This window comes from Atopobium minutum 10063974 (assembly GCF_000364325.1).
GTDB classification, from domain to species: domain Bacteria; phylum Actinomycetota; class Coriobacteriia; order Coriobacteriales; family Atopobiaceae; genus Atopobium; species Atopobium minutum.
On sequence record NZ_KB822533.1, the window covers coordinates 1334881 to 1359421 of the forward strand.

A 24541-nucleotide genomic window follows, 5' to 3' on the forward strand; every position below is an offset into this window, starting at 1 on the left:
TGTGGTATGTCTTGCAAAAGATACACAAAGGCGCCGCTTTGTACTGCAGCGCCTTTGTGCATTATACCCTGCGCGTTACAGAAGAACTAACCCGTGTAGTCTTCCTTTGAGGTGTCGATATCAATATCGAAGGCGTGGTAAATAAGGTTTCCAACCTTAGCGTTCAAAACATAGTCTTTGGCTACGAAAGAACCTTGAGGCCAGTACAGAGGAATGGTTGCATAGTCCTCACGGGTAAGCAGGTTATCTGCCTGCTTGTAGTTATCGGCACGCTTGGTCTCATCTTGATCAACACGTGCTTCAGAAACCAGCTTGTCAAACTCATCATTCTTGTAGAACGAAGACTTCTTCTCGGCATTTTTGCTGTAGAAGTAGGTATACATGTGGTTGTCTGCATCAGCAAACAGAGGGAACCAACCAAGAGAAGTGATCTGCAGGTTACCGTCCGCCCAGTCACTTGCCCAAACACCATTATCCTCAGCCTGAATGCTCAGCTCTACGCCAACTTTTTGCCAGTAAGCCTGCACGGCAGTAAGCAGCTTCTCGGACAGACCGGAACGAACCTTAGCAGAAAGCTTCAAGTTGCTTACGCCAGCCTCTTTCAAAAGTGCCTGAGCCTTATCCGTATCGTACTCAAAAGCAGCAGCATCCTTATCATAACCAGGAGTTGCAGGGGCCAACCAGCCAGAACAGGCGGTACCCTTGCCGGAAAGCATAGTGTCAATCATCTCTTGGCGGTTGATGGCCAAAGAAAGTGCCTGACGAATGCGCTTATCGGTAAGGCCCATATCCTCTTTAAGGTTGAGGTTGATAAACTGCACGCCCAGCTGATCATAGCTGGTGATAAGGTCTTTGAGCTCTGGATCCTTAACAGCCTGAGCTATCTGAGTGGCATCCAAGTCGCACATGTCAATGTCGCCATTTTTGAAGGCCTTGAGCTTGGTATTGACGTCATCGTAATACACGTAGTGGACCTCGTCCAAAGCAGGCGTGCCGTCATGGTAATCCTCGAACTTCTCGAGAATAACCTCATTGGTATCATCATTGGACTTAACCTTGTACTTACCTGTACCAACTACGTCGGTGCCAGTGCCCCACTTGTCACCAGCCTTTTCACAGGCATCCTTGGGGAAGATGTGGGCATAGGAAATGCCAAGATTGCTTACGAAAGAAACCATGGGAAAAGAAAGCGTAAAGGTGAAGTGTGTATCATCATCAACCGTAAGACCCTCAAGCTCCGTAGCGCTGCCCGCAAGCATTTCAGGAGCGCCCTTGATGACGTCATACATATAGGCAGACTTAGCGCCGGTAGCAGGCGTAAACATACGCTCAAAAGAATACTTTACGTCGTTTGCAGTAAGGGTAGTACCGTCGTGGAACTTGACGCCCTCCTTGAGCTCACACTTAAGCGTGACACCATCAGACTCAAAGGTAGGAACTTCCTTGAGCAAGCAAGGAACAAGCTCGTTATCCTCAGTCCAACGCAAGGGTGCCTCAAAGATGGAGTCTGCAATGGAGGAGCTACCGGAAGACGTGGACTTCTGCATGTCTAGACCCAGCTTCGCATTTGCCTGACCAAACTTAAAAATCTTCTTCTTGGAATCAGAGTTTGAGCCAGCACCCGCACAACCAGCAAGACTTGTAGTTGCAACAGCGCCAGCGGCAACAGCAGAACCCTTGAGGAAGCTGCGGCGGCTAAAGGAATTTCCCAACATGCGCCCACCCTTTCATAATCAACAATAGTCCCCACTACCAAGATAAGGAATCTCGACTAGTGTTGCAAATATACTATGAATCATACTGGCCTGCACAACAAGCGTGTTTATCAATTGGAAATAGGACTGTTACCAAGATGATAAACAAAAAACCCGCCTTCCTATAAGAAGACGGGCTTACGATACAAGTTTGCTATAGAGCAGCTATAGGTATCAGACGAGAATACTACTCCTCGACAGGCTTCTCAGCAGTCTGCTGTGCCTCAGCCTCTACTGCCTCGGGTGCTGCCTCAGTTTCTGCCTCTGCCTCGGTCTGTGCCTCAGCTACAGGAGCAGCTTCGCCCTCAAGAGGCTCTACATCAATATCAATACCCAAGGTCTCAGCAGCTGCCTTCATGGACAGAGAAATGCGACGACGATCAAGGTCGATCTCCATTACCTTAACCTGTACGGTATCGCCAACCTTGCATACCTGTGCAGGGGCGTCAACGTGCTGCTTGGCCATCTCGGAGATGTGAACAAGGCCCTCAATGCCATCGCCAAGGTCAACAAAGGCGCCAAAGGTAACAAGCTTGGTTACCGCACCCTCAACGATTGCGCCAACGGGATACTTCTTAACAAGCGTGTGCCAAGGATCCTCGGTGGTCTGCTTCAAACCAAGGGAGATGCGCTCACGGCTCAGGTCAACGTCGAGTACCTGAACCTCAACCTCCTGACCAACCTTAACAACCTCAGACGGGTGGTTAACGTGGTTCCAAGAAAGCTCAGAGATGTGAATAAGACCATCAATGCCGCCAAGGTCAACAAAGGCGCCAAAGTCAACGATGGAGGATACGTTGCCCTTAAGACGCATACCAGACTGAAGCTTGGTAAGAATCTCGGAGCGCTCTGCCTTACGAGCCTCCTCAAGCACAACACGACGAGACAGAACAACATTGTTGCGGTTGCGGTCCATCTCAATGACACGAGCCTCAATACGCGTGCCCATGTATGCAGCCAAGTCCTTAACGCGACGAAGGTCAACCAAGGAAGCGGGCAAGAAGCCACGAAGGCCAATGTCAAGGATCAAGCCGCCCTTAACAACCTCGATAACCTCACCCTCAACGTTCTCGCCAGCATTGAACTTCTCTTCAATGCGGTTCCAAGCGCGCTCATACTCAGCACGCTTCTTGGAAAGGATCAGACGACCGTCCTTGTCCTCCTTCTGGAGAACCAAAGCCTCAATCTCATCACCCATGTTTACGATGTCAGCAGGGTTGGCATCCTTGCGAATGGACAGCTCGCGAACAGGAATTACACCCTCAGACTTAAAGCCGATGTCCAGCAGGACCTCATCGCGCTCGATCTTGACGATAGTACCAGTTACCAAGTCATTCTCGTCAAAGTCGGTAATAGTACCGTCGATAAGGTTGTTCATCTCCTCGTCAGAAATGTCGTCGAGAGAGAAGATGGACGAGTTCTGAATCTCACTCAAAGGTGGACCCCTTTCAAAAGCGGGGCCCCGATTGCCATGGTCATCGCCTGTAGTGTAGAAAGATTTCCTGACACCAGCTACGGAAAATTACATGCTCGGGGGCCAACAGATACGGATGTATGTCCGTCCCAGACATACGTTTGACAGAATAACCGTTTTATGCTGGTGATTTCAAGCTAAAAGCGCACTTTAGTAAGGAAATATTGAGGAAAAATCATTATTGCCGGCCACAACGTGCACTGTCCGCGCTCAAAACCATCAAATTTCCAATGATAGAAAAGGTATTTTACCACCTTTTAACTGCAAGAAAAGTTTGTCGGTGTCCTACAGCCTCACAAGAGCACAGCCTTTTTATGAAGCTCTGCCCTTTTTGCAAAGGGGAGTGCAACAAACAAAATAAACGATACAATGCAGTTATATTTGCAAAAAGATGAACAAGCACAACTACTATGCAGGGGGAATAGTGGACACAACAAGCTATGCTAATCATTTAGCCATTCTGGAAGACGAGCTGGTATGTGCCCTTGGATGCACCGAGCCTATTGCCGTTGCCTTTGCCGCAGCGCTTGCTCAAGGTGCGCTTCCCTGCCGCGCCGAAAAGCTCACCGTAGTGTGCAGCGGTAACATTATTAAGAATGTAAAAAGTGTGACGGTTCCCAATTCTGACGGTATGCGTGGCATTGAAGCCGCAGCTATTTTGGGCTGTGTGGGTGGCGATCCTACGCGGGTGCTCGAAGTGTTACAAGCCGTTACTCCCGATGATATTGCACTCACCCACACCCTGCTTAAGCAAAACTTTTGTACGGTAGAGCTCGCAGAAGCTGTTCCCAATCTGTATGTACATATAACGGCAGAGGGTAAAGGCCACACCTCAGTTGCTTGTTTGGTAGAGCGCCACACCAACGTAGTACAACTGAACTTGGATGATGTGCCCGTTGAAGTAGCTGGATTTGGAGCGGGGATCTCTAACTGTAATGACACCAACACAGCCGGAGACATCCGCGCGCACTTATCGCTACGCTCTATTTGGAACTTTGCCCATAAGGTTGCCCTTTCCGATATTGAGCAGCGTATCAATGAGCAAATTGAACGCAATTGCGCCATTTCCAACGAAGGCTTAACAAACTCCTGGGGTGCCAACATTGGTTCCACGCTTCTTGCAAGCCGCCCGCATGATATTTCCTGTCGCGCACGTGCAGCGGCTGCCGCTGGTTCTGATGCACGCATGAGCGGCTGCCCCATGCCTGTGGTCATTAACTGCGGTAGTGGCAATCAAGGCATTACCTGTTCTCAGCCTGTTGTGGAATATGCCAAAGAATTGGGTGTGGATCACGAGAAGCTCATTCGTGCTGTTGCCATGTCAGATTTGGTGGCAGTCCACGTTAAGCACTATATTGGCGAGCTGTCTGCCTTTTGTGGTGCGGTCTCTGCGGCGTGTGGTGCAGGAGCAGCCATTACATACTTGCGCGGTGGCTCTTTGGCTCAGTTTGAAGCAACGGTAGTAAACACGCTTGCCAACGTTGGCGGCATCGTATGTGATGGCGCCAAGCCCAGCTGTGCCGCTAAAGTTTCTGCTTCTGTTGACGCCGCTATTCTCGGCTGTGACATGGCTTTATCGGACCATAACTTTAAAGCAGGTGACGGCCTGGTTGGAGAAAATGCCGAGGAAACCATTCGCTCTATGGGCTATGTTGGGCGCGTGGGTATGCATCCAACTGATGTAGAAATTCTCAACATCATGATTGGTAAAACGGACGTCAATTCCCCAGCCTAAGCTTCTGTAAAGCCCTCATCCTCAATAAGGTCCACACCATCAGCCGCTGTTGTTGCAAGTTCATCGCAGCGCTCGTTAAGCGCATGACCAGCATGTCCCTTAACCCATACCCAACGCACCGCATGCTTGCTGGCGGCGGCAAGCAAACGCTGCCAGAGATCCGTGTTTTTGACGGGCTGTTTATTGGCGGTCTTCCAACCCCGCTTTATCCAGCCGGCTATCCATTGCTGGTTAAAAGCATTGACCACATACTGAGAATCGCTGTGAAGCTCCACCTTACACGGGCGTTTGAGCGCTTCGAGCGCCACAATCGCAGCTAAAAGTTCCATCCGATTGTTGGTGGTTTTGTAATAGCCTTGACTCAGCTCAAGCGTTTTAACATCTCCCGTAGAGGTGGTATACAGCAGCACGGCACCATAGCCACCCCGTCCAGGATTACTGCGAGAAGCCCCGTCGGTATAGATACATACCTGCGGTCCTTGAACTGTCTTAGCAGAACCTTCTTCAGGCCGAGAGGAGAAGTCATCAAAACTTGCCATGTCCACTACCTTATTTTGCTTCTGCCCAGTTATTGCCATAGGAAGGCTCGGCAATCAGAGGCACCTGTAGGTGGCACACACCCTCCATCTGCTCTTTAACCAGACGAGAAACCATCTTGAGCTCATTGGTGGGAACCTCAAGATCCAGTTCGTCGTGGATCTGTAACACAAGCTTTGAGCGCAAGTTTTTCTCGACGAGTGCGTTTTGAACGCGCACCATAGCAATCTTGATGATGTCCGCCGCACTTCCCTGCATGGGATGGTTCATGGCTACGCGCTCGGCAAACGAGCGAAGCTGGAAGTTCCTATTATTAATGTCTGCGGTATAACGCCGACGACCATACATAGTGCTTACGTAGCCCTGCTCATGAGCAAGCTTGATTTGCTGTTTAAGGTACGCACTCACACCAGGATACGCCTCAAAGTAGCGATCGATCATCTGCTGCGCTTCAGCGCGTGCAATGCCTAAAGAAGTAGCCAGCCCATAGGCCTGCTGACCATACACAATGCCAAAATTAACGGCTTTAGCACGACTGCGCAAAGCTGGGGTTACTTCTTCTACGGGTACTCCAAACACGCGAGCGGCTGTTGCCGCATGAAAATCTTTGCCGCTGTTAAATGCAGCAATCAGATGCTCATCACCAGAGAGGTGCGCCAAGAGACGCAGCTCAATCTGAGAATAGTCACACGCCAAAAACACGCTATCTTGCGGTACCGAGAAGGCCCTGCGCACTCGATGGCCCAGCTCAGAGCGGGTAGGAATATTTTGCAAGTTTGGATCAGAGCTGGACAGACGGCCCGTTGCGGCAACCGTCTGATTAAAGCTTGTGTGAATACGACCATCACCACAAATAAGCTCGGGCAGTGCATCTAAATAAGTGGACTTGATCTTGGTACGCTCACGATACTCCAGCACCTCTGCTACGCGCTTGTCCTGAACCGCTAGTTCACTGAGCACCTTTGCGTTAGTGGAATAAAATCCCTTCTTAGTCTTTTTAAGTCCAAAGGTTGGCAAACCCCACACATCAAAGAGCACATGTGACAGCTGCTCGGGAGAATTGACCTTGAACTTCTCGCCAGCTTCGTTTTGGATATGCTCCACCATGCGATCAATTTCTGCACCCAACTCTTGGGATTGATTGCGAAGTTCTGCCTCATCCGCATGCAGGCCAGTGCGCTCCATCGCCGCCAATACCACAAGCAGCGGCATTTCCACTGTCTCAAAAAGCTCATCCGAGCCTGTCTGCTTAAGCTGTGTGGTTAAAGCCTCTTGTAGCGTGCGAGCAACCCACGCATCAATTGCCTGCTCAGAGCACCCCTTATGTGCTTCGGGCAAGGTGGTCTTAAGGTAGTGCTGGGCTAGAACTGCTGTGGAAAAACTTGCCTTATCGGAATCCAGTAAATAGCCTGCAACACCCAGATCAAAAATACGGGTAGGGTCAATGCAATCGTATGACAGCAAAGCTGGTTGTGAAGAGTCGGATGGCATCACACTGTGGATGAGATGCTTGACATCAGAGGACACAATCTTGCCAGCCTCAAATAACTGACACAGGGTATCTTGTGCAGCGGTGCCCTCAAAGCGTGCCAAGCTTTCATCGGTAGCCACCCAAAGGACACAGGGGTTATCGCCCAAATCCAACGTCAGCTGACCGGTAGCACTTCCCTGTTCAAGCGCCACGCCTGCCCATGTTTGCTGCTGTACAGCTAAGGACACAAGCGCTTGTGCATCAGCACCCTCTAAGGGCTTAGGAAGCTCGGAAAGCATGGATTTGGGAGCTTGTACACTCCCGCCGGCTATGGCCACAATACGCTGTAACACGCCGGTAAAGCCAAGATCAGAAAAAGCCTGAGAAACCTGAGCGAGCGCCTCATCAGAGGTAAATGCAGGAAATTGAGCATCACTAAGCTCTAACTCAATGGGAGCATCGGTACGAATGGTTGCCACTTTGCGACTCACAAGAGCATCCTCTTTGTGAGCACGCAGATTCTCGCCCATTTTACCCTTTACCTCATCTGCATGAGCAAGCACTTCATCTAGGCTGCCATACTGCATGATAAGCGCAGCAGCCTTTTTGGGCCCAATACCAGGAACACCAGGGATGTTATCTGAACTATCTCCTTTAAGACCATAAAAATCAGGAACCAACTGAGGAGTAATCCCGTTATATAGATCACTCACGGAATCTGGTGTCATGATGGAGACATCCGTAATACCTTTACGTGTAGAGACAATGTGCACCAAGTCTGTAGAGAGCTGATACATATCGCGATCCCCTGTAACCAGCAGCATGGTATAGCCAGCCTGTTCTCCACGACGGGCCAAGGTGCCTAAAATGTCATCACCTTCCCAACCCTCACACTCCATCACAGGCACGCGCATAGCGCGAAGCAGCTCTTTGACCATGGGAAACTGCAGGCGCAGGTCTGGATCCATGGGAGGACGCTGGGCCTTATATTGTGCAAGCATCTCCATGCGTATCTGGGGACGACCCTTATCAAAGGCACAGATTATGCCATCAGGCGAGAAACTCTCATAAAATTTGACAAACATATTAAAGAAGCCGAAAAGTGCATTGGTTGGACGACCATCCGGTGCCTGCATGGGTTGAGAAATGGCATGAAAAGCACGGTGCATGAGTGAATTACCGTCAATAACAGCAATGGTTTTTCCATTGGGAGCAACTTGTGGCATAGGATCCTCTTCAACCTATCTAACTATCTAACCAACGTAATAAAAGGTATTGAGTTACCGCATGTCTTCCGACAAAAGCTGTAACGTATCTTGCAACTACTAGCTTCATTGTACCCGTCGCTCAGATAGGACACAGTTCAGAAGAAGAACGAAACAAAACACACGTAGACATCTTAGATACCATCTCAGATACACTGTCTGGTCTTATTTTTTCATGTATATATCATAAAAATGCACTTTTTTGTTACAAATTAAATTTAATGCTTCAAAGTAGGTTATTTAATGCTTCAGAGTAGGTTATAAATCCTTTATCACAAATCCTGTGATAGGTTCATAGCCTAATAGCTATGGTATGTAAGAGAGGCATTTGCATGGCTAACCAAGAAAAAGTAATCATTTCCGACGCTCTGCGATCCATCATTTCCGCTAAGGGAACAACTCAGTCCAAGCTTGCTCAGGAACTTGGCGTAAGCCAGCCTGCAATTGCATCTGTTCTGGCTGTTGGTAATCCTCAGACTCGTGTCCTCAGCAAGATTTTAGATGTGCTGGGATATCGTCTGCTCATCCAGCCTAAGGATGCCACCCTTCCTGAAGATGCAATTGAGGTTATTCCTCGTTCTGACAAGAACTAATGTTTTAGAAACGTCAGTGTTACTAAACCTGACGTTTTACTCAAACGCAACGCAGAGGATACCGCTACTCAGGCATGTGATACAGCAGCTTAGCTATGTGTCCTTGCACATTATGATGGATGTAAAAATATAACAAAGATATATGATGTATGAAGGAGCTCGGCGCGTGGTTTAGACCACATAACGTCGAGCTCCTGCGTTGCAATTGTGAACCCACCTCTCAGAAGGTGGGTGCCCTACTTGCCTGTTCCGGCTTCCTCAACAACGAAGGATCCTCGTACTAAGAACAAGAACCAGGCTCCCTGAAAAAACTTGTCGGTTCACCCAGTTAGCTCGCAGGAGCTCGACACCTTTACTATACAAAAGAGATAAATTAATACCAGTCTTGACTTAGTTGAAGTTATGACGTGTACTTAAACTTACCGTGTAAACATGCGAATGCACTCAGCTGTTCGCCCCATCAGGAGAGTAGTACCACGTGAGTTCCTATATCCCGTACATGTGCTTATACCTTGTTGCACTTATCGCGACCGTTATCACTACCCCTGTGGCTAAGTTCATTGCGCACAAAGTTGGAGCTATCGATAAACCCGGCAAGCGCCGTATTAATAAAACAGCCATCCCACGCATGGGTGGCATTGCTGTCTTTATTGGTCTGATTGCTGCAGCTGTAACACAATATATTGGAACAACGCAGTATCTATGGCCCATAGTTTTGGTGCCTCACCCCGGGATGACGGTTAACTATTACTTTCTTGCTGCCTCTATTGCCTGCATCTTTTTTGTAGGTGTGTTGGATGACATCTTTTCACTCAAGCCACTTGTAAAGCTTATGGGACAAATTGCGGCAGCTATTCTTGCCGTATGTGGCGGCTTGGTCATTGGCAATATTTACAATCCGCTTACCGAAAGTGAAATTGTTCTTGGCTTTTTAACCTACCCCATAACCATTATTTACTTGGTTGCCTACTGCAACATTATTAACCTCATTGATGGTTTAGACGGTCTTGCTTCTGGCATTACCTGCATAGCAAGTCTTACCATGTTTGTGCTAGCCTGTGCTGCAGGACGTCTGGATGCCGCCGCACTTTCTATTGCTCTTGCTGGCTCAACGCTTGGATTTTTGCGCTTTAACTTCAATCCTGCGAGTATCTTTTTAGGTGATTCGGGCTCTTTGTTGTTAGGCTTTACTTTAGGTGCTATTTCTTTGCTTAACGTTACCCGTGTTGCTGGTCTTACTACCATCATTATTCCTCTGCTGGTAGCAAGCATCCCCATCATTGACACCCTATCCGCTATCGTGCGCCGTAAGCGTGCCCATGTAAGCATTGGACAGGCCGATAAAGGCCACATTCACCACAGACTTATCCAAAGTGGCTTTGATCAACGACAAGCAGTGCTGCTTATTTATGCCTGGACCGCTATGCTCTGCATTGGCTCCTTTGTTATGACTAAGGTTCCTGTATGGCCTCGTATGATCATCTTTATCATTTTGGTTCTTGCTTCTGGAAGTTTTGCTTCCAAACTTCACCTATTTGAACCAGTACTGCTTCACCACTATGATCCAGAAGCAGATAATGATGTACTTATCACACCCGACAATCCCGCTTTTGAAGAGGAAGTAGAGGCTCAAAAGCTTGAGAGCACCACCTTGCAAAAGCGACTCAAAAAGCGCAAGCATAAAAACAAGCGTTCGTAGTGCTGGTATCTCAGGCATATATATCGAAATACAGCTGTTCAAGATTCATAGCCTTTGAATCAAGCTCAACTGTCTGTACTTCTCTATTTTTGATATAAAGTACCCGCGTACAAATTCTCTCTAAATTAACGAGCAGATGTGAAGACAGCACTATAGATCCACCGCGTTGCACAAACTGTTTGAGTATATGTTCATCCATCCGCACCACCGAAGGGTCAAGTGCATTCATAGGCTCATCAAGCAATAAAAACTGTGCAGACGTCATAAAAGCTGCTGCTAACGATGCCTGCTGCTTCATGCCTTGCGATAGTGTTCTTACCTGTTTTTCTCTATATGAACCAATCCCAAATACTGATATTGTGTGTTCCATTTGAGCTACAGTACCCCAGAGCACTCCTACGAGCTTTAAGTTTTCCTCAACAGTAAGATGGGGGTATAAGAGTTGACCTTCACTCGGTACATATACAAGGTATTTTTTGTATCTATAGTCTGCTGGAGAGATGGGAGACTCTTCTTCTTTTAGCCCTAGGGCAATACTTGCCCGAACAGTATGAAGTGATGTACTTCCACTCAAAGCATCAAGTAAGGTCGATTTTCCACAACCATTTGGAGCAATGAGTCCCTGTATCTCACCTGGATATAGCTTAAGCTGTACGTGCTGTAACACTACATTTTTTGTGTATGAAACACTTACATCATCAACAACTAAACTCTGTATTTTTGAGTGGTCCCTCGCGCTCTTATAACGTTTATTCTGAGCAACGCGATTAATAACACAGCCCAACATGGATATGCCAACAATATATACGAGCAAAATCATAACGCCCCAAAAAGGTGTCATACCCTCAAAGGGAACTATATTATACTGCCCGAATGTATCTGGAAAACCTGACAAACGAGCAAACGAGAGATATGTTGAAGGGAGATATTTAAATAAAAACGGAAGCGAAGTAGACAGCGAATCATAATTTGGAAGATATGGAAGCAAAAATAAAATGATATAGCCAACACAAAGCTCAATACGTTTATAGTGCAGAGCTAGATATGCAATTGACCCCAGACAAAAACTCAACACCAACAAAGCTATCGTAATAAGCCCAATTGAATGCGCAGCTGTTTGAACAATAATCTGATTGCCATACCAATAACAAATTGGGTATTGCACATCACCCAGACCATTTTTAATAAGGCATACAAAGAACCCAGGTGCAAATAGGATTATGAATGAAAAGAAACAATAAAATATCGAGAAGAGCATCAGCCCTATCAGCTGCTCAAAAGAAGAAATTGGGGCTTGTAACATAATTCTTTGCTTTTGCATTTCTTATACAAACTGGATAAGAAAAATAAAGGAGAAGCCCAACAAAATAATGGTGGGAATTTTTGCCACCCAATAAATAAGAAAATATAAAGCACTAAACAGGGCGGTATTCTCATAAAAAATAGGGTTAGACAGCTGAGAAAGGCTGACTTCACGTGTATGTTGAAATTCTAGACCCTGATCAATAGCTGGATCATCATCTGTGCCCTCTAATGAGTAGGTATACAGCTCATACTGTAATTTAAGTTTGGTCTGTTTTTGAATATCTTGTTCATGAATAATTTTATTAAGCAAGTCATACTGGAAAAGCAGGTCAGAATCCGATTCTCCCTCAGCAAGTGCCTGAGAAAGAATACTATAGTTGTCCTCGTAATTGCGTAATCCGTACTTAAAGTAATCATCAGTTGCTATTGGTATAAAAGCTGTAACGAGAAGAAACAAAGATAGAACAAGGATGAATGCCTTAGCAGCTTTTCTTTTAAAAACAATGATGCAAAGCCCACAGATATATCGATAAACATTACTAAAAAATTGACGAGATTTCATTCTCTTCTCCTTTTTAATAACTTCAATACATCTAAAAATATGGTAAAAGTATACTATTTATACGCAGAGAAAATATCAAAGCCCCAGTGGACAGTTTAAAACTATCTACTGGGGCTTTATAAAAAGCTTTTGATGCAAACGGTAAAAACTACTGAGCAGCCTCTACTGCCTTCTTAGCAATGGCTGCAAGATCTGCAAATGCAGCGGAATCCTCATAGGCAATCTGAGCAAGAACCTTACGGTCAAGCTCTACGCCTGCAAGCTTAAGACCATGCATAAACACAGAGTAGCTCATATCGTTAATACGAGCAGCTGCGTTGATACGCTGGATCCAAAGACGACGAATATCACGCTTCTTGTTGCGACGGTCACGATACTGATACTGCAAAGAGTGCTGCATCTGCTCCTTCATACCACGAAGGGTACGAGAAGAGGTTCCGTAATAACCCTTGGTGCGCTCTTGGAGGGTGTGACGCTTCTTTTTGGCGTTAACTGCGCGCTTTACACGTGCCATATGTAATCAACTCCTTGTGAGTGAAATGCTCTTACTGACGCTTAAGCGCCTACTTACCCATACGTACCGATACGTTCTTTGCGTCGGCTGCGGAAACAACAGCTTCTTGACGGAAGCCACGGATACGCTTCTGAGACTTCTTGGTAAGAATGTGGCTCTTAAATGCCTTAGCGCGCATAATCTTGCCGGTACCAGTTTTACGGAAACGCTTAGCGGTTCCCTTGTGAGTCTTCATCTTTGGCATACTAGTTCTCCTTCTTGTTTGCAGAATTGTCGTTCGCCACGGGCTTCTCATCAAAAGCGCCCTTAATAGGAGCGACGAGCATGTGCATGTTGCGACCCTCCATCTTGGGCTGAGCTTCTACATTTGCAAAAGGCTTCAAATCCTCTGCGAGACGCTCAAGAACATTGAGACCCTGTTCAGGATGGGCCATCTCACGACCACGGAACATGATCGTGATCTTGACGCGCGCGCCCTTCTTAAGAAAACGAAGAACGTGGCTCTTTTTAGTCTCGTAATCACCCACGTCAATCTTGGGGCGGAACTTCATTTCTTTGACCTCGACCTTGGCCTGGTTCTTGCGGGCGGCCTTAGCCTTACGGTCTTGCTCATACTTGAACTTGCGATAGTCCATCACCTTGCATACGGGTGGCTCTGCATTGGGTGCAATCTCAACAAGGTCAAGACCGCGCTCGTCAGCAAGACGCAATGCGTCAGAAACGCCGAACAAGCCCAACTGAGCACCATCTTCGCCAATAAGGCGGCAGGTACGAGCGGTGATTTCCTCGTTTACACGAGGACCCTGGGGTTTGGCTATCTTCCTACACCTTCCTCTCTGTGCGGCACAGCCGCATAAAAATACCCAGACGACGCAGGTGCATCCATCTGGGACTTACGGCTCGCACACATACGGGCGAGAAAAACTATCCGTTTGCCTACCAGACAGCTGCCAAGAGGGCGCCGTACAGGTGGGAATCCACGTGCATGATTCCGCTTCTCCAACGCGCGTATGCGCGAACTTGTTAAATATTAGAGATACTTGCTGCCAAATGCAAGAAAAGATCCGCATCTATCTCCATAATAATGAACAAACACACACTCAATGCATATTTTTAAACTGTAATTGCGCTAGAGTAGGTATGACTCAATTCCATCAAAGGAGCGTTATGTCAAACTTTGTTTTAAGCTGTTGTTCTCCAGTAGACGTTTCTGAGGAATTCTTGGCTCCTCGCCATATTCCCTACCTCACATTTAACTACATGTTGGATAACGCTTGGTACAAGGATGATTTTGGCAGATCAAATACGCCTCATAGCTTATTTGAAAAAATGCTTGCCGGAGCACAGGCCACCACTTCTCAAGTGAGCGTTGGAGCCTATTTAGATTTTTGGCGTCCTTTGCTCGCTGCTGGCAATGATGTTTTGCACGTTACCCTGTCTTCGGGTATTTCTGGAACCTACCAATCCGCGGTCAATGCTGCCAAAATTTTGGCAGAAGAGTTTCCTCAACAAAAACTATATGTCGTAGACTCGCTGTGCGCGAGTGCAGGCTATGGTCTGTTGGTAAGCAAGCTCGCTGAACTGCGCGACAAAAACACGCCTATCGATGAGGTACGTGATTGGGCGGAAACGCATAACCGTGAAGTACAAAGCTGGTTCTTCTCGTCAGACTTACGCTTTTTTATTAAGGGAGGCCGTATTTCTAAAACGGCTGGAGTTGTGGGAGGCATGCTCCATATTTGCCCTCTGATGCATGTTGCCCCCAATGGTTCGCTTGCTATTAAAGAGAAGATTCGCACCAAGAAGCGCGCTATGAAACGTGTGGTCTCTATCATGGAAGAAACCTGTAACGATGGCCTTGAGTATACAGGTGAGCTTTTTATTAGCCATTCGGATTGTTTGGAAGATGCACAGGCTACAGCAGAACTGCTTTCCCAAGCGTTTCCCAAGGCTCAGCCCATACAAATCTTTGAAATTGGTGCCACTATTGGCGTACATACTGGCCCCGGAACAGTGGCGGTGTTTTGGTGGGGCGAGCCGCGCAAGGAGTAGGACCTTTTGGCAAAAAATATTTTTATGACGTCTTGTATCGCTTGCTCATGTTTTCTGCTATAGTTTGTAACGCGTGATACACGCCTGAGTGGTGGAATTGGCAGACGCGACGGATTCAAAATCCGTTGTCCGCAAGGACGTGTGAGTTCGAGTCTCACCTCAGGCACCATAAAAAATCAAGAGCCCCATTTGGGGCTCTTTTACTGTGTATAACTTCAGAAACTTACTGATAAAAACGATTTGTGGCAAGCTCTTCTTGCATAGAGCTGACCGTCCCATGTCCAGGAAGCACCAGGCAGTCTGGAGCAAGCTCTTCTTTTAGCTTGGTAAGTGAATGCATCAGCTCATCCAGATTGCCACCAGGTAAATCCACCCTACCAGCACTTCCAGCAAATAGGGTGTCTCCAGTAAAGCAAAGGCCTTCTGCTGTGCCCTGCCCCACTAAACAGATACCGCCACGGCTATGCCCCGGTGTCTCAATAATGCGAAAGCTTGCGGTACCAACATGCACCACGTCGCCCTCAGACAGCGTTCTCGTGGGGTCAGGGGGCAAAGACTCGCCAGGCCTGTGACCAGGAGCTGTAGCGGATTGAGCCATCGCCACGTCCTTCTCGTTAATAAGAAACGCGGTCGAGGGACGCATAAGCTCTGCCACACCGCCCACATGATCCCCATGGCCATGTGTGGCAACGATGGTGGTAATGTTTTGGTCTGCGAGCTGCTGCGCCAAAGCAGCACCGTCAAAGCCGGGATCAACAACCAGACACTCGCCGTCCGATACATAGGCATAGCAGTTGGTAGAGATGGGGCCAACTACAAACCAATGAATGGTGTCGGTGCCGTACGACACCGTGTTCATAACGCTAATAGCCATGTTTTATCCTTAATCGTATAAAGGTGGAGAAGGCTATGGGGGTAAACCAGCTTGCTATAAACGACGCTTAAGCTGCTTGCTTCCTTCTCCTGGCAGGATGCGGCGCGCATCATAAACGCCCGAAACGCGACCCACCGCTGTGAGCAAGGGATTAAGAATGCTTGCATCAGAGATAGAAAGCAGAAAACGCAAGCGTGCTGCACCGGTTTTGCTGGTTTGTGTAGCTGCAGACAAAATATTGGCGCCCACAGCATCCAGCACAATGGTCACATCCTTGAGCAAACCTATGCGATCGGTTGCAGCAACTACGATCTCTACCTGGAATTCAGTAGCGCCCGAGGTGTCCCACTCAACGTCAATCATACGCTCAGGATGACGCATAAGATCGCTCACATTGGGGCAGTTAGCACGGTGTACCGAGACACCACGACCGCGTGTAATAAAGCCAATGATTTGATCTCCTGCAACGGGGTTGCAGCACTTAGACAAATGAACGAGAAGATCGGAGTCTCCTTTAACTACAACGCCGCAGTTAGCACGCTTTTTGCGCTGTTCACGCGTCTGTGGCTTAGCAAGCTTAAGGGGTTTATCGTCCTCCATGGCCTCTTTTTTACGGGCCTGTTCCTTTGCGGCTTTTGCAGCCTCAGCCAACTGCTCGGGGCTACCCTCCTTGAGGACGGCTTCCACGCGATTAGCCACTGACTTTGCAGTAAGCTTGCTGGTGCCGATTGCAGCAAAAAGATCATCCGCCGTATGCAAATCATATTGAGGATATACACGATTGATTGCTTTAGTAGTACGTGCATTGGAGATACCAAAACCACGTTTGCGCAGCTCTCGGGCGAGTTCAGACCGACCAGCTTCCGCGTCATCGGACTTGCTGGCTGTGGAAAAATACTTACGAATTTTAGCGCGGGCCGAAGGTGTGCGCACCAATGCAATCCAGTCACGCGATGGCTTAGAGTTCTTGTTGGTAAGAATCTCTACACGATCCCCAATCTCCAATGAATACGTAAGGGGAACCACAGAGCCATTGACCTTGGCACCAACGCAGTGGTTGCCCACCTCGGTGTGAACCGCATAGGCAAAATCCAAAGGCGTAGCCCCTGCACGCAAGCTCATGACCTCGCCTTTAGGAGTAAAGACAAAGATCTCATCCTCGTACAGATCTACACGCAAGCTGTCCAAATACTCGTGAGCATCATCAATATCTGCCTCTGCAGCCCAATCCAAACTGCGGCGAATCCATGAGATTTGAGAGTCCACGCTTTTATCGACATGGGAACGATCGCCCAAAGAGTTGCCCGAGCGCTTATACAGCCAGTGCGCAGCAATACCGTATTCTGCCTGTTCGTGCATCTCGTAGGTGCGAATTTGAATCTCAATGGGGCGCGCGTCAGGACCTACAACCGTTGTATGCAGCGAGCTATAGCCATTGGGTTTAGGCGTTGCAATGTAGTCCTTAAAACGGCCTGGTAGAGGGTGCCATAAAGAATGCACCGAGCCCAAAATGGAATAGCAATCGCTTACCGATTGAGCAATAACACGCAAAGCAATCAAGTCGTAAATATCCGAGAACTGCTTGTCCTTGCGCTTCATTTTTTGATAGATAGACCATAGGTGTTTGGGGCGTCCCGTGATTTGCAAGCCTGTAATGCCCGTTTTTGCAATCTCATCTGACAGCACCTTGATGGTGGCGTTTGTCTCGCGCTCACGCGCCTCATGAGAGTCTTGCACCATGCGGGCAATGCGGGTGTACTCATCGGTATACAGGTAGAAAAACGAGAGATCCTCAAGCTCCCACTTAAAGGAACTAATGCCCAAGCGGTCTGCCAAGGGCGCATACACGTCCATAGTCTCTTTAGCTTTAAAGATACGACGATGCGGCGGCAATGAGGCTAGGGTGCGCATGTTGTGCAAACGGTCAGCCAGCTTGATGATAACCACGCGAATATCTTTGGACATGGCCAAAAACATCTTACGCAGATTGAGCGCCTGCTTCTCATCCATGGAGTCTACCTCGATGGAGGTAAGCTTTGTGACACCATCTACCAGCTCTGCGACCGTCTCGCCAAATTGGAAGGCAATGTCGTTAAGCGTTGCCGTGGTATCTTCCACCGTATCATGCAAAAGCGCCGTACAAATGACGTCTTTATCCATATGCAGCTTATCTGCCAAGATAAAAGCTACTTCAACAGGATGGTTAATATAGGGCTCTCCGCTGCGGCGGCGCTGATTGCCATGAAAGCGCGCGGCAAAGGTGTAGGCATCCTTTACGAGCTGCAAATCTTCCTCATTCAAATACTGCCCACAGGTGCGGAGCAACAGGCTGTAATTGTCTGCTTCCGGAATCTCATCCGTTACAGGAACAAACAAACCCTCTTCCGTTATGCCTTTACCAGCACTTGTTTCTTGTGTCATCCGCTTGGCCTCCTTTAGACCTCATACCCAAAATCTGGGGTAAGAGGTCTGTTAATGCGAGCCAAAAGCTCGTCGGTCGAGGCAGTCAGAACCCAATTCCTAAACTGCTCGAACGCTTCACGCGCATACTGACCTTCCAAGTAGCGAATGGACTTTTCCAAATCTACGCGCGCGGGCGATACCTTCATACTAATTTTACGCGACGTCCCATATCCGGTGGTACGCAACAGCCCGAGCTCTCTAAAAATAGTTATGCCGCACGAAACCATACGTTCATCGAGCTCTGTATGGGCATCGCGCTCTCTGGCAGCCTCGGCCAACTCTGAGTTGGAGAGCGAGAAGCCCGGTGCATACGCAGTATCTGATGTTGCTGGCTGTGCAGAAACACCGGTCTGTTCCTCTGGCTGTGCCTCTGATTGTGCCTTTGCCTGCGCCATGAACGTGCGATATAGTGCCACCAAGGCGCTGCGCTTGGGAGCAGCTGCCTCAAGCAAGCGCTCATTGATGCGTGCGTCACGGTCACCAAACAGCAGGTAAATCTGGGCAGGTTTTCCATCGCGACCCGCACGACCAGACATTTGATTAAACTCCACTGCTCCAAAAGGCATGTGATACAACACAACGGCACGAACATCGGGCAAGTTAACACCCTCACCAAAGGCGCTGGTAGAAACAATGCAACACAGCTCCCCACGCCTAAAAGCGTTTTCTACCTTCAAGCGCTCCTTGCGCGTAAGTCCTGCATTGTAAAAAGAAATCTTATGTCCCAAATCCGGTACAGCACGCCGCAGCATTCGTGCCAACATCACGGATTGTTCGCGTGAATTGACATACACGATGACCTTCTCGCCAGAAGCAACAAGATGGATAAGGACAGCATCACGATCCCGAGAATCGCGCTCGTCGCACAGGGCAAGGTTGCTTCTCACGGAAGTATCAACCACCACATGACTTGCCTCAATACCAAGAAGCGAGCAGATTTCTTGTGCGCTCTCATTTTGCGCAGTGGCACTTACGGCTAAACACACCGGATTGTGCAGCTCTGACAAGACGCGCGGCAGCTCGGTATAGGCGCCACGGTTACCACCCTTTGCTACACCAGCATGATGAGCCTCATCCACTACGACAAAGCCCACGCGATTGAGCGCCGCAAAGCGTGCGGAGTGAATAGCCAAAAACTCTGGCGTAGTAAGCAAAACGTCTATTGCACCAGAGCGCGCACCAAGGAAGATGTCATCGCGCTCACCAAGGGCTGTTTCTCCGGTAAGCACTCGGACGCTCATACCAAGCGTCTCGAACATCTGGGTAAGATGGTAGGCTTGATCTGCCACCAGCGCGCGTAAAGGAAATACAAAAACGCTCATGTGCTTGTGCAAAAGCGCTTCACGAGCAGCATGGATATGGAAGATGAGTGACTTGCCTCTGCCGGTTGCCATAACACATAGCGTAGAGTGTCCACGGGCAAGCTGTTGCAGAGCCGCTGCTTGTGCAGGCAACAGGGCATGAGAGCCGATCATGCGCTCACGTAAAGCTTCTGTCATCTCCTCGGGCGGGAGCGCCTCAAGAGAATGGCGTAGCTGGGCACTATCTGCTTTGCTGCTGTCCTCTTTCTGCGCCGCAGCATCACCAGAACAGCACCGCTCCACCATGATATTAAGCCCGTACCCTTTTTGCTCGCTATGCGTAAGTGCTACTACCCTTGCACGATACTGCACGCCCTTCGCAACAAGAGGGGCAAGAGCGGCGTTAATGGCAGTGCGCAGCTCTCCTAGCACTTCACCCTGCTCTGTAGCTAACACTAAGGTTTTTTGCTCGTGAGCAGCAGTGGGATCAAAGATGATGTCTATAGTTTGTCCAACAAAAAGCTGTGCAATAGCCGCCTGCCTTGCAGGAGTTTGGACCTGCCGTGCAATAGTAGGAAAGCTCGATGCCTCCGCAATGCCCTCATATTCCTTCCGCGCCAAAATAGAATGAGCACGCAAGAAAAGGGTATCGGCAAGAGAAGGCGTACTTTGGTCTGGCTGCAGCGCTTCTCGATAGATAATATCGCGCACCATAAGCTTAGGTTTAGTACGCCCCTGCCAGGTTTCATTGACCGCTTCAAAGACCAGATTGACCGCGCCCTCAAAATCCACCGCCTGCTCCACATTAGGAGCTCTAAACATGATTGCTGGCAGGGCATGCACGCCGTCCGTTGCATTAAAACGAAGGTGCTCACCCGCACCACCTACACGACAGCAGTCGCGCATACATACGCCTGTGGTAGCCAAGAGAGGCTTTTTGTTTCCTTGTCCAAAGGGCTGCAGCGCCTCAAGTGAGTTAATGGATTCCACATCCAGCTCGGGTAAGCCCACCAGCGCAGTTACTTCTCCTGTAGAAACAAAGTCATCCTCGGGGAGCTTGGAGAGTTCTTCCTCCATGCGCACTCTAAACGCATCAATATTAGCAGCGTCTAAGGTAACCCCTACCGCACCGGAATGGCCACCAAAACGCACCAATAAATCAGAGCACTTACTGACCGCACTAAACAGGTCTACCGAGCCAACACTGCGCCCACTACCCCGCGCGATACCATCAGATACGGTAAACAAAAGCGATGGAACATGATAGCGCCCAACAATACGGCTGGCGACAATACCCTTTACTCCTTCATGCCAGCCTTCACCTGCAATAACAATCACACGGCTACCAGGCTCATAGGTTGCTTCAACCATGGCCATAGCCTCTTGTGCCAGGCTGGACTCAATCTCACGTCGTGTTTGATTGATGCCCTCAAGCTCGCCTGCCAAATATGCAGCTTCTTGGGGGTCTTGGGTAAGCAACAATTCAAGCGCTATATCCGTCTTGCCCATACGTCCTGCAGCATTCAAGCGTGGAATGAGCGAGAACGGCAGGGAGTCTGCTGTGACGGATGCCAAGTCCACGTGACTCATAGCACTCAAGGCCACAATGCCTGGACGCGAAGTAGTACGCAGGCGACGAATACCGTCATACACCAGCGATCGGTTCTCGCCCACCAAAAGCATCATGTCAGAAATGGTGCCTAAGCAGGCAATCTCTGTATACTCACGCCAGAGATGCGGCATGCCCAGTGCTTGTCCCACCGCACAGACCATCTTAAGCGCAACACCAGCTCCCGCCAACTCACGAGAGCCATTAGACGCTTGCAGCTTAGGATCAACCACAGGTACACCCTGGGGCACCAAATCCGCAGGCTCATGATGGTCGGTAACGACAACATCAATGCCCTGCTCCAGCAGCCAAGCAACCTCATGTGCAGCAGAAATGCCATTATCAACCGTAATGATAAGATCGGGCTTGCCATCTGCCATAACACGATCAAGAGCTGCAGCAGACAGGCCATAGCCCTCATCAAAACGGTGCGGAATATAGGCGCGCACATGATTGGCACCCATGCGACGAAGCGCCAAGGTGAGCAGACAGGTGGATGTTATGCCATCCACGTCAAAATCCCCAAACACCGAAATGGTTTTATCGGCAGTAATGGCCTCAGCTATCTGAGAGGCGCCTTGCTCCATATTGGGAATGATATAGGGATCAAGCCAATCCCGATCAAGGTCAGGCTGCAAAAAGTGCTGCGCTTCCGTGTTGGCATCAAAACCGCGTGCTGCCATGATGCGAGCAACCAGCGGAGAAACGTGAAGCTGTGATTGAAGGCGCTGCTCGGCATCAGCATGAGGCGTCAAAACTTCCCAGCGCTTGCTTCCGTCGAGCCTTGTCATTATTGCACCTCGACTGGCGTTTTAGTCTGAGCACCAGACCCATACTTTGCCTCAAGCTTTTTCCATTTGGGTTCTTGGCTTTTCCAAACGCAGAGCAGCGGAGAAGCCACACCAAAGGAGGAGTAGCCGCCCAGCACCAAACCAATGAGCATAGCAAAGGCAAAGTCTTTGAGCGTCGCCCCACCAAAGCCAAGCATGGCACATACGGGTACCAGTGATGTAATGGTGGTGTTAATGGTACGAACCAAAACCTCATTTATAGAGAAGTTTGCAATCTGGTTGTAACTGCGATGAATGCCATCGTTAAGACGCTTGGCATTCTCATTGATGCGGTGGAACTCAACAACGGTGTCATAGAGCGAATACCCCATGATGGTAAGCAGAGCTGCCACTACATTGGGCGTAATCGCCGTTTGGGTCCACGCATAAATACCCACCGTAATAATGAGGTCGTGCACCAAAGAGGCCACCGCACACAAAGCCATTTTGTACTCATACCTAATAGCAATGTAGGCAATGATCGCCACAAGAGCAAGGCCAAATGCCAGTGCAGAAGAGTGCGTTACATTGGAGCCCCAATCAGGTCCGATGGTGGTTACCTGATAAGAAGTATCGGGTAACGATAAGGTCTTGGCAGCTTGCTGTGCATGCTCGGTTGCAACCTTGGGATCCGTGGTATCCGAACGAACCAAGAAACCAGCTGAGCCATCCGTCAGAGTAGTTTGAACGGTGGCGCTACCCTCCTGAGCCTCTGACAGGGCGTTGCGCATCTGATCAATGGAAATGCTGCCGGTATTGTAAAAATCAATCTCGGTACCGCCACTAAATTCAATGCCAAACACCAGGCCACGTACCAGCAAGCCCGCAAGAGATAAAACAATAAATACAGCAGAGAGTCCCAAAAAGACATGACGATACTTGATAATGGGCAACTCATGAGAAAAATGACTACGCATGAGCCACACCCCCCTTCGTGGCAGGGGCAGGCTGCTTTTTGTTTGCCTCAGCTACATCGGATGAAACGCCCCAAAATCCAGGATGCTTTGCAATGGGACCACGCGCCAAAAGACGCAAGGCAGGCGCCTTAAACATAAACATGGTAATAACGTCGCACACAATGCCTAGGCCTAGGGTAAGACCAAAGCCCTTTACGGGACCAACTGCAAAGAAGAACAAGGCGAGTGCAGAAACCATGGTGACCATATCTGCATCGAGCGAGGTTCCAATACCATGCTTAACACCAGAAAGCGAGGCGGTACGGATGCTCTTGCCCATCCTAATTTCTTCTCGGAAGCGTTCCAAAACCAAAATGGAAGAGTCTGCTGCCATACCAATGGTTAAAACAATACCTGCTAAACCAGGAAGCGATAGGGCAAAGGCACCAAAATGGGACAGTACCGCTAAAAGGCCTAGATACATTATGGCAAAGCTAGCCAAAGAACCCAGCGTCAAAATACCCAAGCCCTTGTAGAACACAAACAAATATAAGATAACGATTGCCATACCAAGTGCAATGGCAAAAAGGCCTTGGTGTAGCGAGTCCTGGCCAAGGGTAGGACCAACAACACGGCTTTCAGAATAATTAAGCGTAACCGGCAAAGAGCCCGAGTCGAGTACGGTCTTAAGGGCACGGGCAGAATCTGCAGTAAAGTTGCCAGAAATGCTGACGTTGCCATCCGTGATCTCATTTTGAACAGAAGGAGCAGACTTAACCACACCATCCAAAACAATGGCGATACGACCCTTGGTTGGCGCAAGCTCGCTGGTTACCTCTGCAAATTTCTTGGCTCCCTCAGCTGTCAAAGACAGGTTGACCACGTAGGCGCCGGTTGCAGAGTTTGACTGCTGTGCTATTTGTACCGACGCAATGGAAGATCCATCCATAAAAGCAGAGTAAGAACCTTTTTTGAGCGTAACATCTTCCTTATAGGAGCTGAGCTGGCTCAATGCGTCTGCATCACTAATGGTATCCAAGCGAACAAACTCAAGGTAACCGGTTTTGCCAATGGTCTCTACTGCTTGTTGAGCATCGGTCGCACCCGGAATTTGAATGAGAATAGCGTTGTTACCCTGCTTCTGAACGGTAGCCTCAGAAGCACCAAGGGAATTGACACGATTCTGAACGATGGATGTTGCCGCCTGCATATCATCATCGCTGGGCGCAGAGCCGTCGGCTTTGCTTGCAGTCATAATGACAGAAACGCCACCTTGAATATCCAAGCCCTGTGTAATGCGCTCATTAAGAGGCGTAAACCCGATAACACAGGCAACACAGATAACAAGCAGCGCTATAAGTGTTGCTGTCCACTTACGCAGCTCTGTTGAGCTTGAAAACTTAGAGGAACTCCTGCGGTTTTTGGGCGCTGCGCTAGTATCCCAGCGATTGATCCCCGTCCTTGAGGAGCCCTGTGACTTTTTGTGAGCCATACGACAGTCTCTTTTCAGGTTGGTACGATATACAGCAGAGCTGCTCTATACCGACAGCTATTTTTCAATCATTCATTATAGCCACATGATTGGACAGAAAAGAGACTGATCGGCT

General features: G+C 48.8%; 18 protein-coding genes and 1 tRNA gene. 5 read left to right on the plus strand and 14 right to left on the minus strand.

The window, feature by feature from the left end:
* Nucleotides 1-86: 86 nt before the first annotated feature.
* Both HMPREF1091_RS06210 and rpsA read right to left on the minus strand, forming a co-directional pair.
* A complete protein-coding gene (locus tag HMPREF1091_RS06210; protein WP_002563955.1) occupies nt 87-1715 on the minus strand; it encodes an ABC transporter substrate-binding protein in 1629 nt (542 codons plus the stop codon).
* A 226-nt stretch (nt 1716-1941) separates the two neighbouring features.
* Nucleotides 1942-3189, minus strand: coding sequence for a 30S ribosomal protein S1 (gene rpsA, locus HMPREF1091_RS06215; RefSeq protein ID WP_002563956.1), 1248 nt, complete (start codon nt 3187-3189; stop codon nt 1942-1944).
* A gap of 463 nt (nt 3190-3652) precedes the next feature.
* On the opposite strand from rpsA, the gene HMPREF1091_RS06220 reads away from it, so the two are divergent.
* On the plus strand, nt 3653-4963 hold the full coding sequence (locus tag HMPREF1091_RS06220; protein ID WP_002563957.1) for an L-cysteine desulfidase family protein: 1311 nt from the start codon (nt 3653-3655) through the stop codon (nt 4961-4963).
* On the opposite strand, the gene rnhA is transcribed toward HMPREF1091_RS06220, so the two are convergent.
* Together rnhA and polA are read right to left on the minus strand one after the other, a co-directional pair.
* Complete coding sequence (rnhA, locus tag HMPREF1091_RS06225) at nt 4960-5502, minus strand: ribonuclease HI (RefSeq protein WP_021736303.1); 543 nt, start codon at nt 5500-5502, stop codon at nt 4960-4962. The two genes, HMPREF1091_RS06220 and rnhA, sit on opposite strands and share 4 nt — an antisense overlap.
* Nucleotides 5503-5512: 10 nt before the next feature.
* Nucleotides 5513-8197: a DNA polymerase I gene (polA, locus tag HMPREF1091_RS06230; RefSeq protein ID WP_002563959.1), complete on the minus strand. Its 2685-nt coding sequence runs from the start codon at nt 8195-8197 to the stop codon at nt 5513-5515.
* 371 nt (nt 8198-8568) lie between these two features.
* Between polA and HMPREF1091_RS06235 the strand changes: the two genes are divergently transcribed.
* Nucleotides 8569-8829: a helix-turn-helix domain-containing protein gene (locus HMPREF1091_RS06235; protein WP_002563960.1), complete on the plus strand. Its 261-nt coding sequence runs from the start codon at nt 8569-8571 to the stop codon at nt 8827-8829.
* A gap of 478 nt (nt 8830-9307) precedes the next feature.
* Nucleotides 9308-10528, plus strand: coding sequence for a glycosyltransferase family 4 protein (locus HMPREF1091_RS06240; RefSeq protein ID WP_002563961.1), 1221 nt, complete (start codon nt 9308-9310; stop codon nt 10526-10528).
* Between the two features lie 10 nt (nt 10529-10538).
* Here HMPREF1091_RS06240 and HMPREF1091_RS06245 read toward each other — a convergent pair whose 3' ends face one another.
* The 5 genes from HMPREF1091_RS06245 to infC form a co-directional block, all read right to left on the minus strand.
* Entirely contained in the window at nt 10539-11831 is a 1293-nt protein-coding gene (locus tag HMPREF1091_RS06245) for an ATP-binding cassette domain-containing protein (RefSeq protein WP_021736311.1), read from the minus strand.
* A 21-nt stretch (nt 11832-11852) separates the two neighbouring features.
* Nucleotides 11853-12395: a hypothetical protein gene (locus HMPREF1091_RS06250; protein WP_002563963.1), complete on the minus strand. Its 543-nt coding sequence runs from the start codon at nt 12393-12395 to the stop codon at nt 11853-11855.
* 148 nt (nt 12396-12543) lie between these two features.
* A complete protein-coding gene (gene rplT, locus HMPREF1091_RS06255) occupies nt 12544-12909 on the minus strand; it encodes a 50S ribosomal protein L20 (protein WP_002563964.1) in 366 nt (121 codons plus the stop codon).
* Between the two features lie 49 nt (nt 12910-12958).
* Nucleotides 12959-13153 carry a 50S ribosomal protein L35 gene (gene rpmI / locus HMPREF1091_RS06260; protein WP_002563965.1) on the minus strand — a complete coding sequence of 65 codons (195 nt, stop codon included), beginning with the start codon at nt 13151-13153 and terminating at the stop codon, nt 12959-12961.
* 1 nt (nt 13154) lies between these two features.
* The gene (gene infC / locus HMPREF1091_RS06265) at nt 13155-13727 is read right to left on the minus strand and encodes a translation initiation factor IF-3 (protein ID WP_051058337.1); all 573 of its coding nucleotides are present in this window, start codon (nt 13725-13727) and stop codon (nt 13155-13157) included.
* 349 nt (nt 13728-14076) lie between these two features.
* On the opposite strand from infC, the gene HMPREF1091_RS06270 reads away from it, so the two are divergent.
* Together HMPREF1091_RS06270 and HMPREF1091_RS06275 are read left to right on the plus strand one after the other, a co-directional pair.
* Nucleotides 14077-14961, plus strand: coding sequence for a DegV family protein (locus HMPREF1091_RS06270; protein ID WP_002563967.1), 885 nt, complete (start codon nt 14077-14079; stop codon nt 14959-14961).
* Nucleotides 14962-15043: 82 nt separating this feature from the next.
* A tRNA-Leu gene (locus tag HMPREF1091_RS06275) sits at nt 15044-15130 on the plus strand.
* Between the two features lie 54 nt (nt 15131-15184).
* Here the strand turns inward: HMPREF1091_RS06275 and HMPREF1091_RS06280 are convergent.
* Genes HMPREF1091_RS06280 through secD form a run of 5 tightly spaced genes read right to left on the minus strand, consistent with a single transcriptional unit; the run spans nt 15185 to nt 24426 of the window.
* Nucleotides 15185-15835: an MBL fold metallo-hydrolase gene (locus tag HMPREF1091_RS06280; RefSeq protein WP_002563968.1), complete on the minus strand. Its 651-nt coding sequence runs from the start codon at nt 15833-15835 to the stop codon at nt 15185-15187.
* Between the two features lie 54 nt (nt 15836-15889).
* Nucleotides 15890-18256 (minus strand): RelA/SpoT family protein, encoded by a 2367-nt coding sequence (locus tag HMPREF1091_RS06285; protein ID WP_002563969.1) that lies wholly within the window; start codon nt 18254-18256, stop codon nt 15890-15892.
* 14 nt (nt 18257-18270) lie between these two features.
* Nucleotides 18271-21999, minus strand: coding sequence for a single-stranded-DNA-specific exonuclease RecJ (recJ, locus tag HMPREF1091_RS06290; protein WP_002563970.1), 3729 nt, complete (start codon nt 21997-21999; stop codon nt 18271-18273).
* On the minus strand, nt 21999-22955 hold the full coding sequence (gene secF, locus HMPREF1091_RS06295; protein ID WP_002563971.1) for a protein translocase subunit SecF: 957 nt from the start codon (nt 22953-22955) through the stop codon (nt 21999-22001). The genes recJ and secF overlap by 1 nt, the downstream gene beginning before the upstream one ends.
* Nucleotides 22948-24426, minus strand: coding sequence for a protein translocase subunit SecD (secD, locus tag HMPREF1091_RS06300; protein ID WP_002563972.1), 1479 nt, complete (start codon nt 24424-24426; stop codon nt 22948-22950). Before secD ends, secF begins: the two co-directional genes overlap by 8 nt.
* Nucleotides 24427-24541 lie beyond the last annotated feature (115 nt).

What these genes read in the sequence shown, in the direction of transcription:
- recJ (WP_002563970.1), bottom strand. Translation starts at nt 21,999, where the DNA reads ATGACAAGGCTCGACGGAAGCAAGCGCTGGGAAGTTTTGACGCCTCAT.
- HMPREF1091_RS06270 (WP_002563967.1), top strand. Translation starts at nt 14,077, where the DNA reads ATGTCAAACTTTGTTTTAAGCTGTTGTTCTCCAGTAGACGTTTCTGAG.
- HMPREF1091_RS06245 (WP_021736311.1), bottom strand. Translation starts at nt 11,831, where the DNA reads ATGTTACAAGCCCCAATTTCTTCTTTTGAGCAGCTGATAGGGCTGATG.
- rnhA (WP_021736303.1), bottom strand. Translation starts at nt 5,502, where the DNA reads ATGGCAAGTTTTGATGACTTCTCCTCTCGGCCTGAAGAAGGTTCTGCT.
- HMPREF1091_RS06280 (WP_002563968.1), bottom strand. Translation starts at nt 15,835, where the DNA reads ATGGCTATTAGCGTTATGAACACGGTGTCGTACGGCACCGACACCATT.
- polA (WP_002563959.1), bottom strand. Translation starts at nt 8,197, where the DNA reads ATGCCACAAGTTGCTCCCAATGGAAAAACCATTGCTGTTATTGACGGT.
- HMPREF1091_RS06210 (WP_002563955.1), bottom strand. Translation starts at nt 1,715, where the DNA reads ATGTTGGGAAATTCCTTTAGCCGCCGCAGCTTCCTCAAGGGTTCTGCT.
- rplT (WP_002563964.1), bottom strand. Translation starts at nt 12,909, where the DNA reads ATGGCACGTGTAAAGCGCGCAGTTAACGCCAAAAAGAAGCGTCACACC.
- HMPREF1091_RS06235 (WP_002563960.1), top strand. Translation starts at nt 8,569, where the DNA reads ATGGCTAACCAAGAAAAAGTAATCATTTCCGACGCTCTGCGATCCATC.
- HMPREF1091_RS06285 (WP_002563969.1), bottom strand. Translation starts at nt 18,256, where the DNA reads ATGACACAAGAAACAAGTGCTGGTAAAGGCATAACGGAAGAGGGTTTG.
- HMPREF1091_RS06250 (WP_002563963.1), bottom strand. Translation starts at nt 12,395, where the DNA reads ATGAAATCTCGTCAATTTTTTAGTAATGTTTATCGATATATCTGTGGG.
- rpmI (WP_002563965.1), bottom strand. Translation starts at nt 13,153, where the DNA reads ATGCCAAAGATGAAGACTCACAAGGGAACCGCTAAGCGTTTCCGTAAA.
- secD (WP_002563972.1), bottom strand. Translation starts at nt 24,426, where the DNA reads ATGGCTCACAAAAAGTCACAGGGCTCCTCAAGGACGGGGATCAATCGC.
- secF (WP_002563971.1), bottom strand. Translation starts at nt 22,955, where the DNA reads ATGCGTAGTCATTTTTCTCATGAGTTGCCCATTATCAAGTATCGTCAT.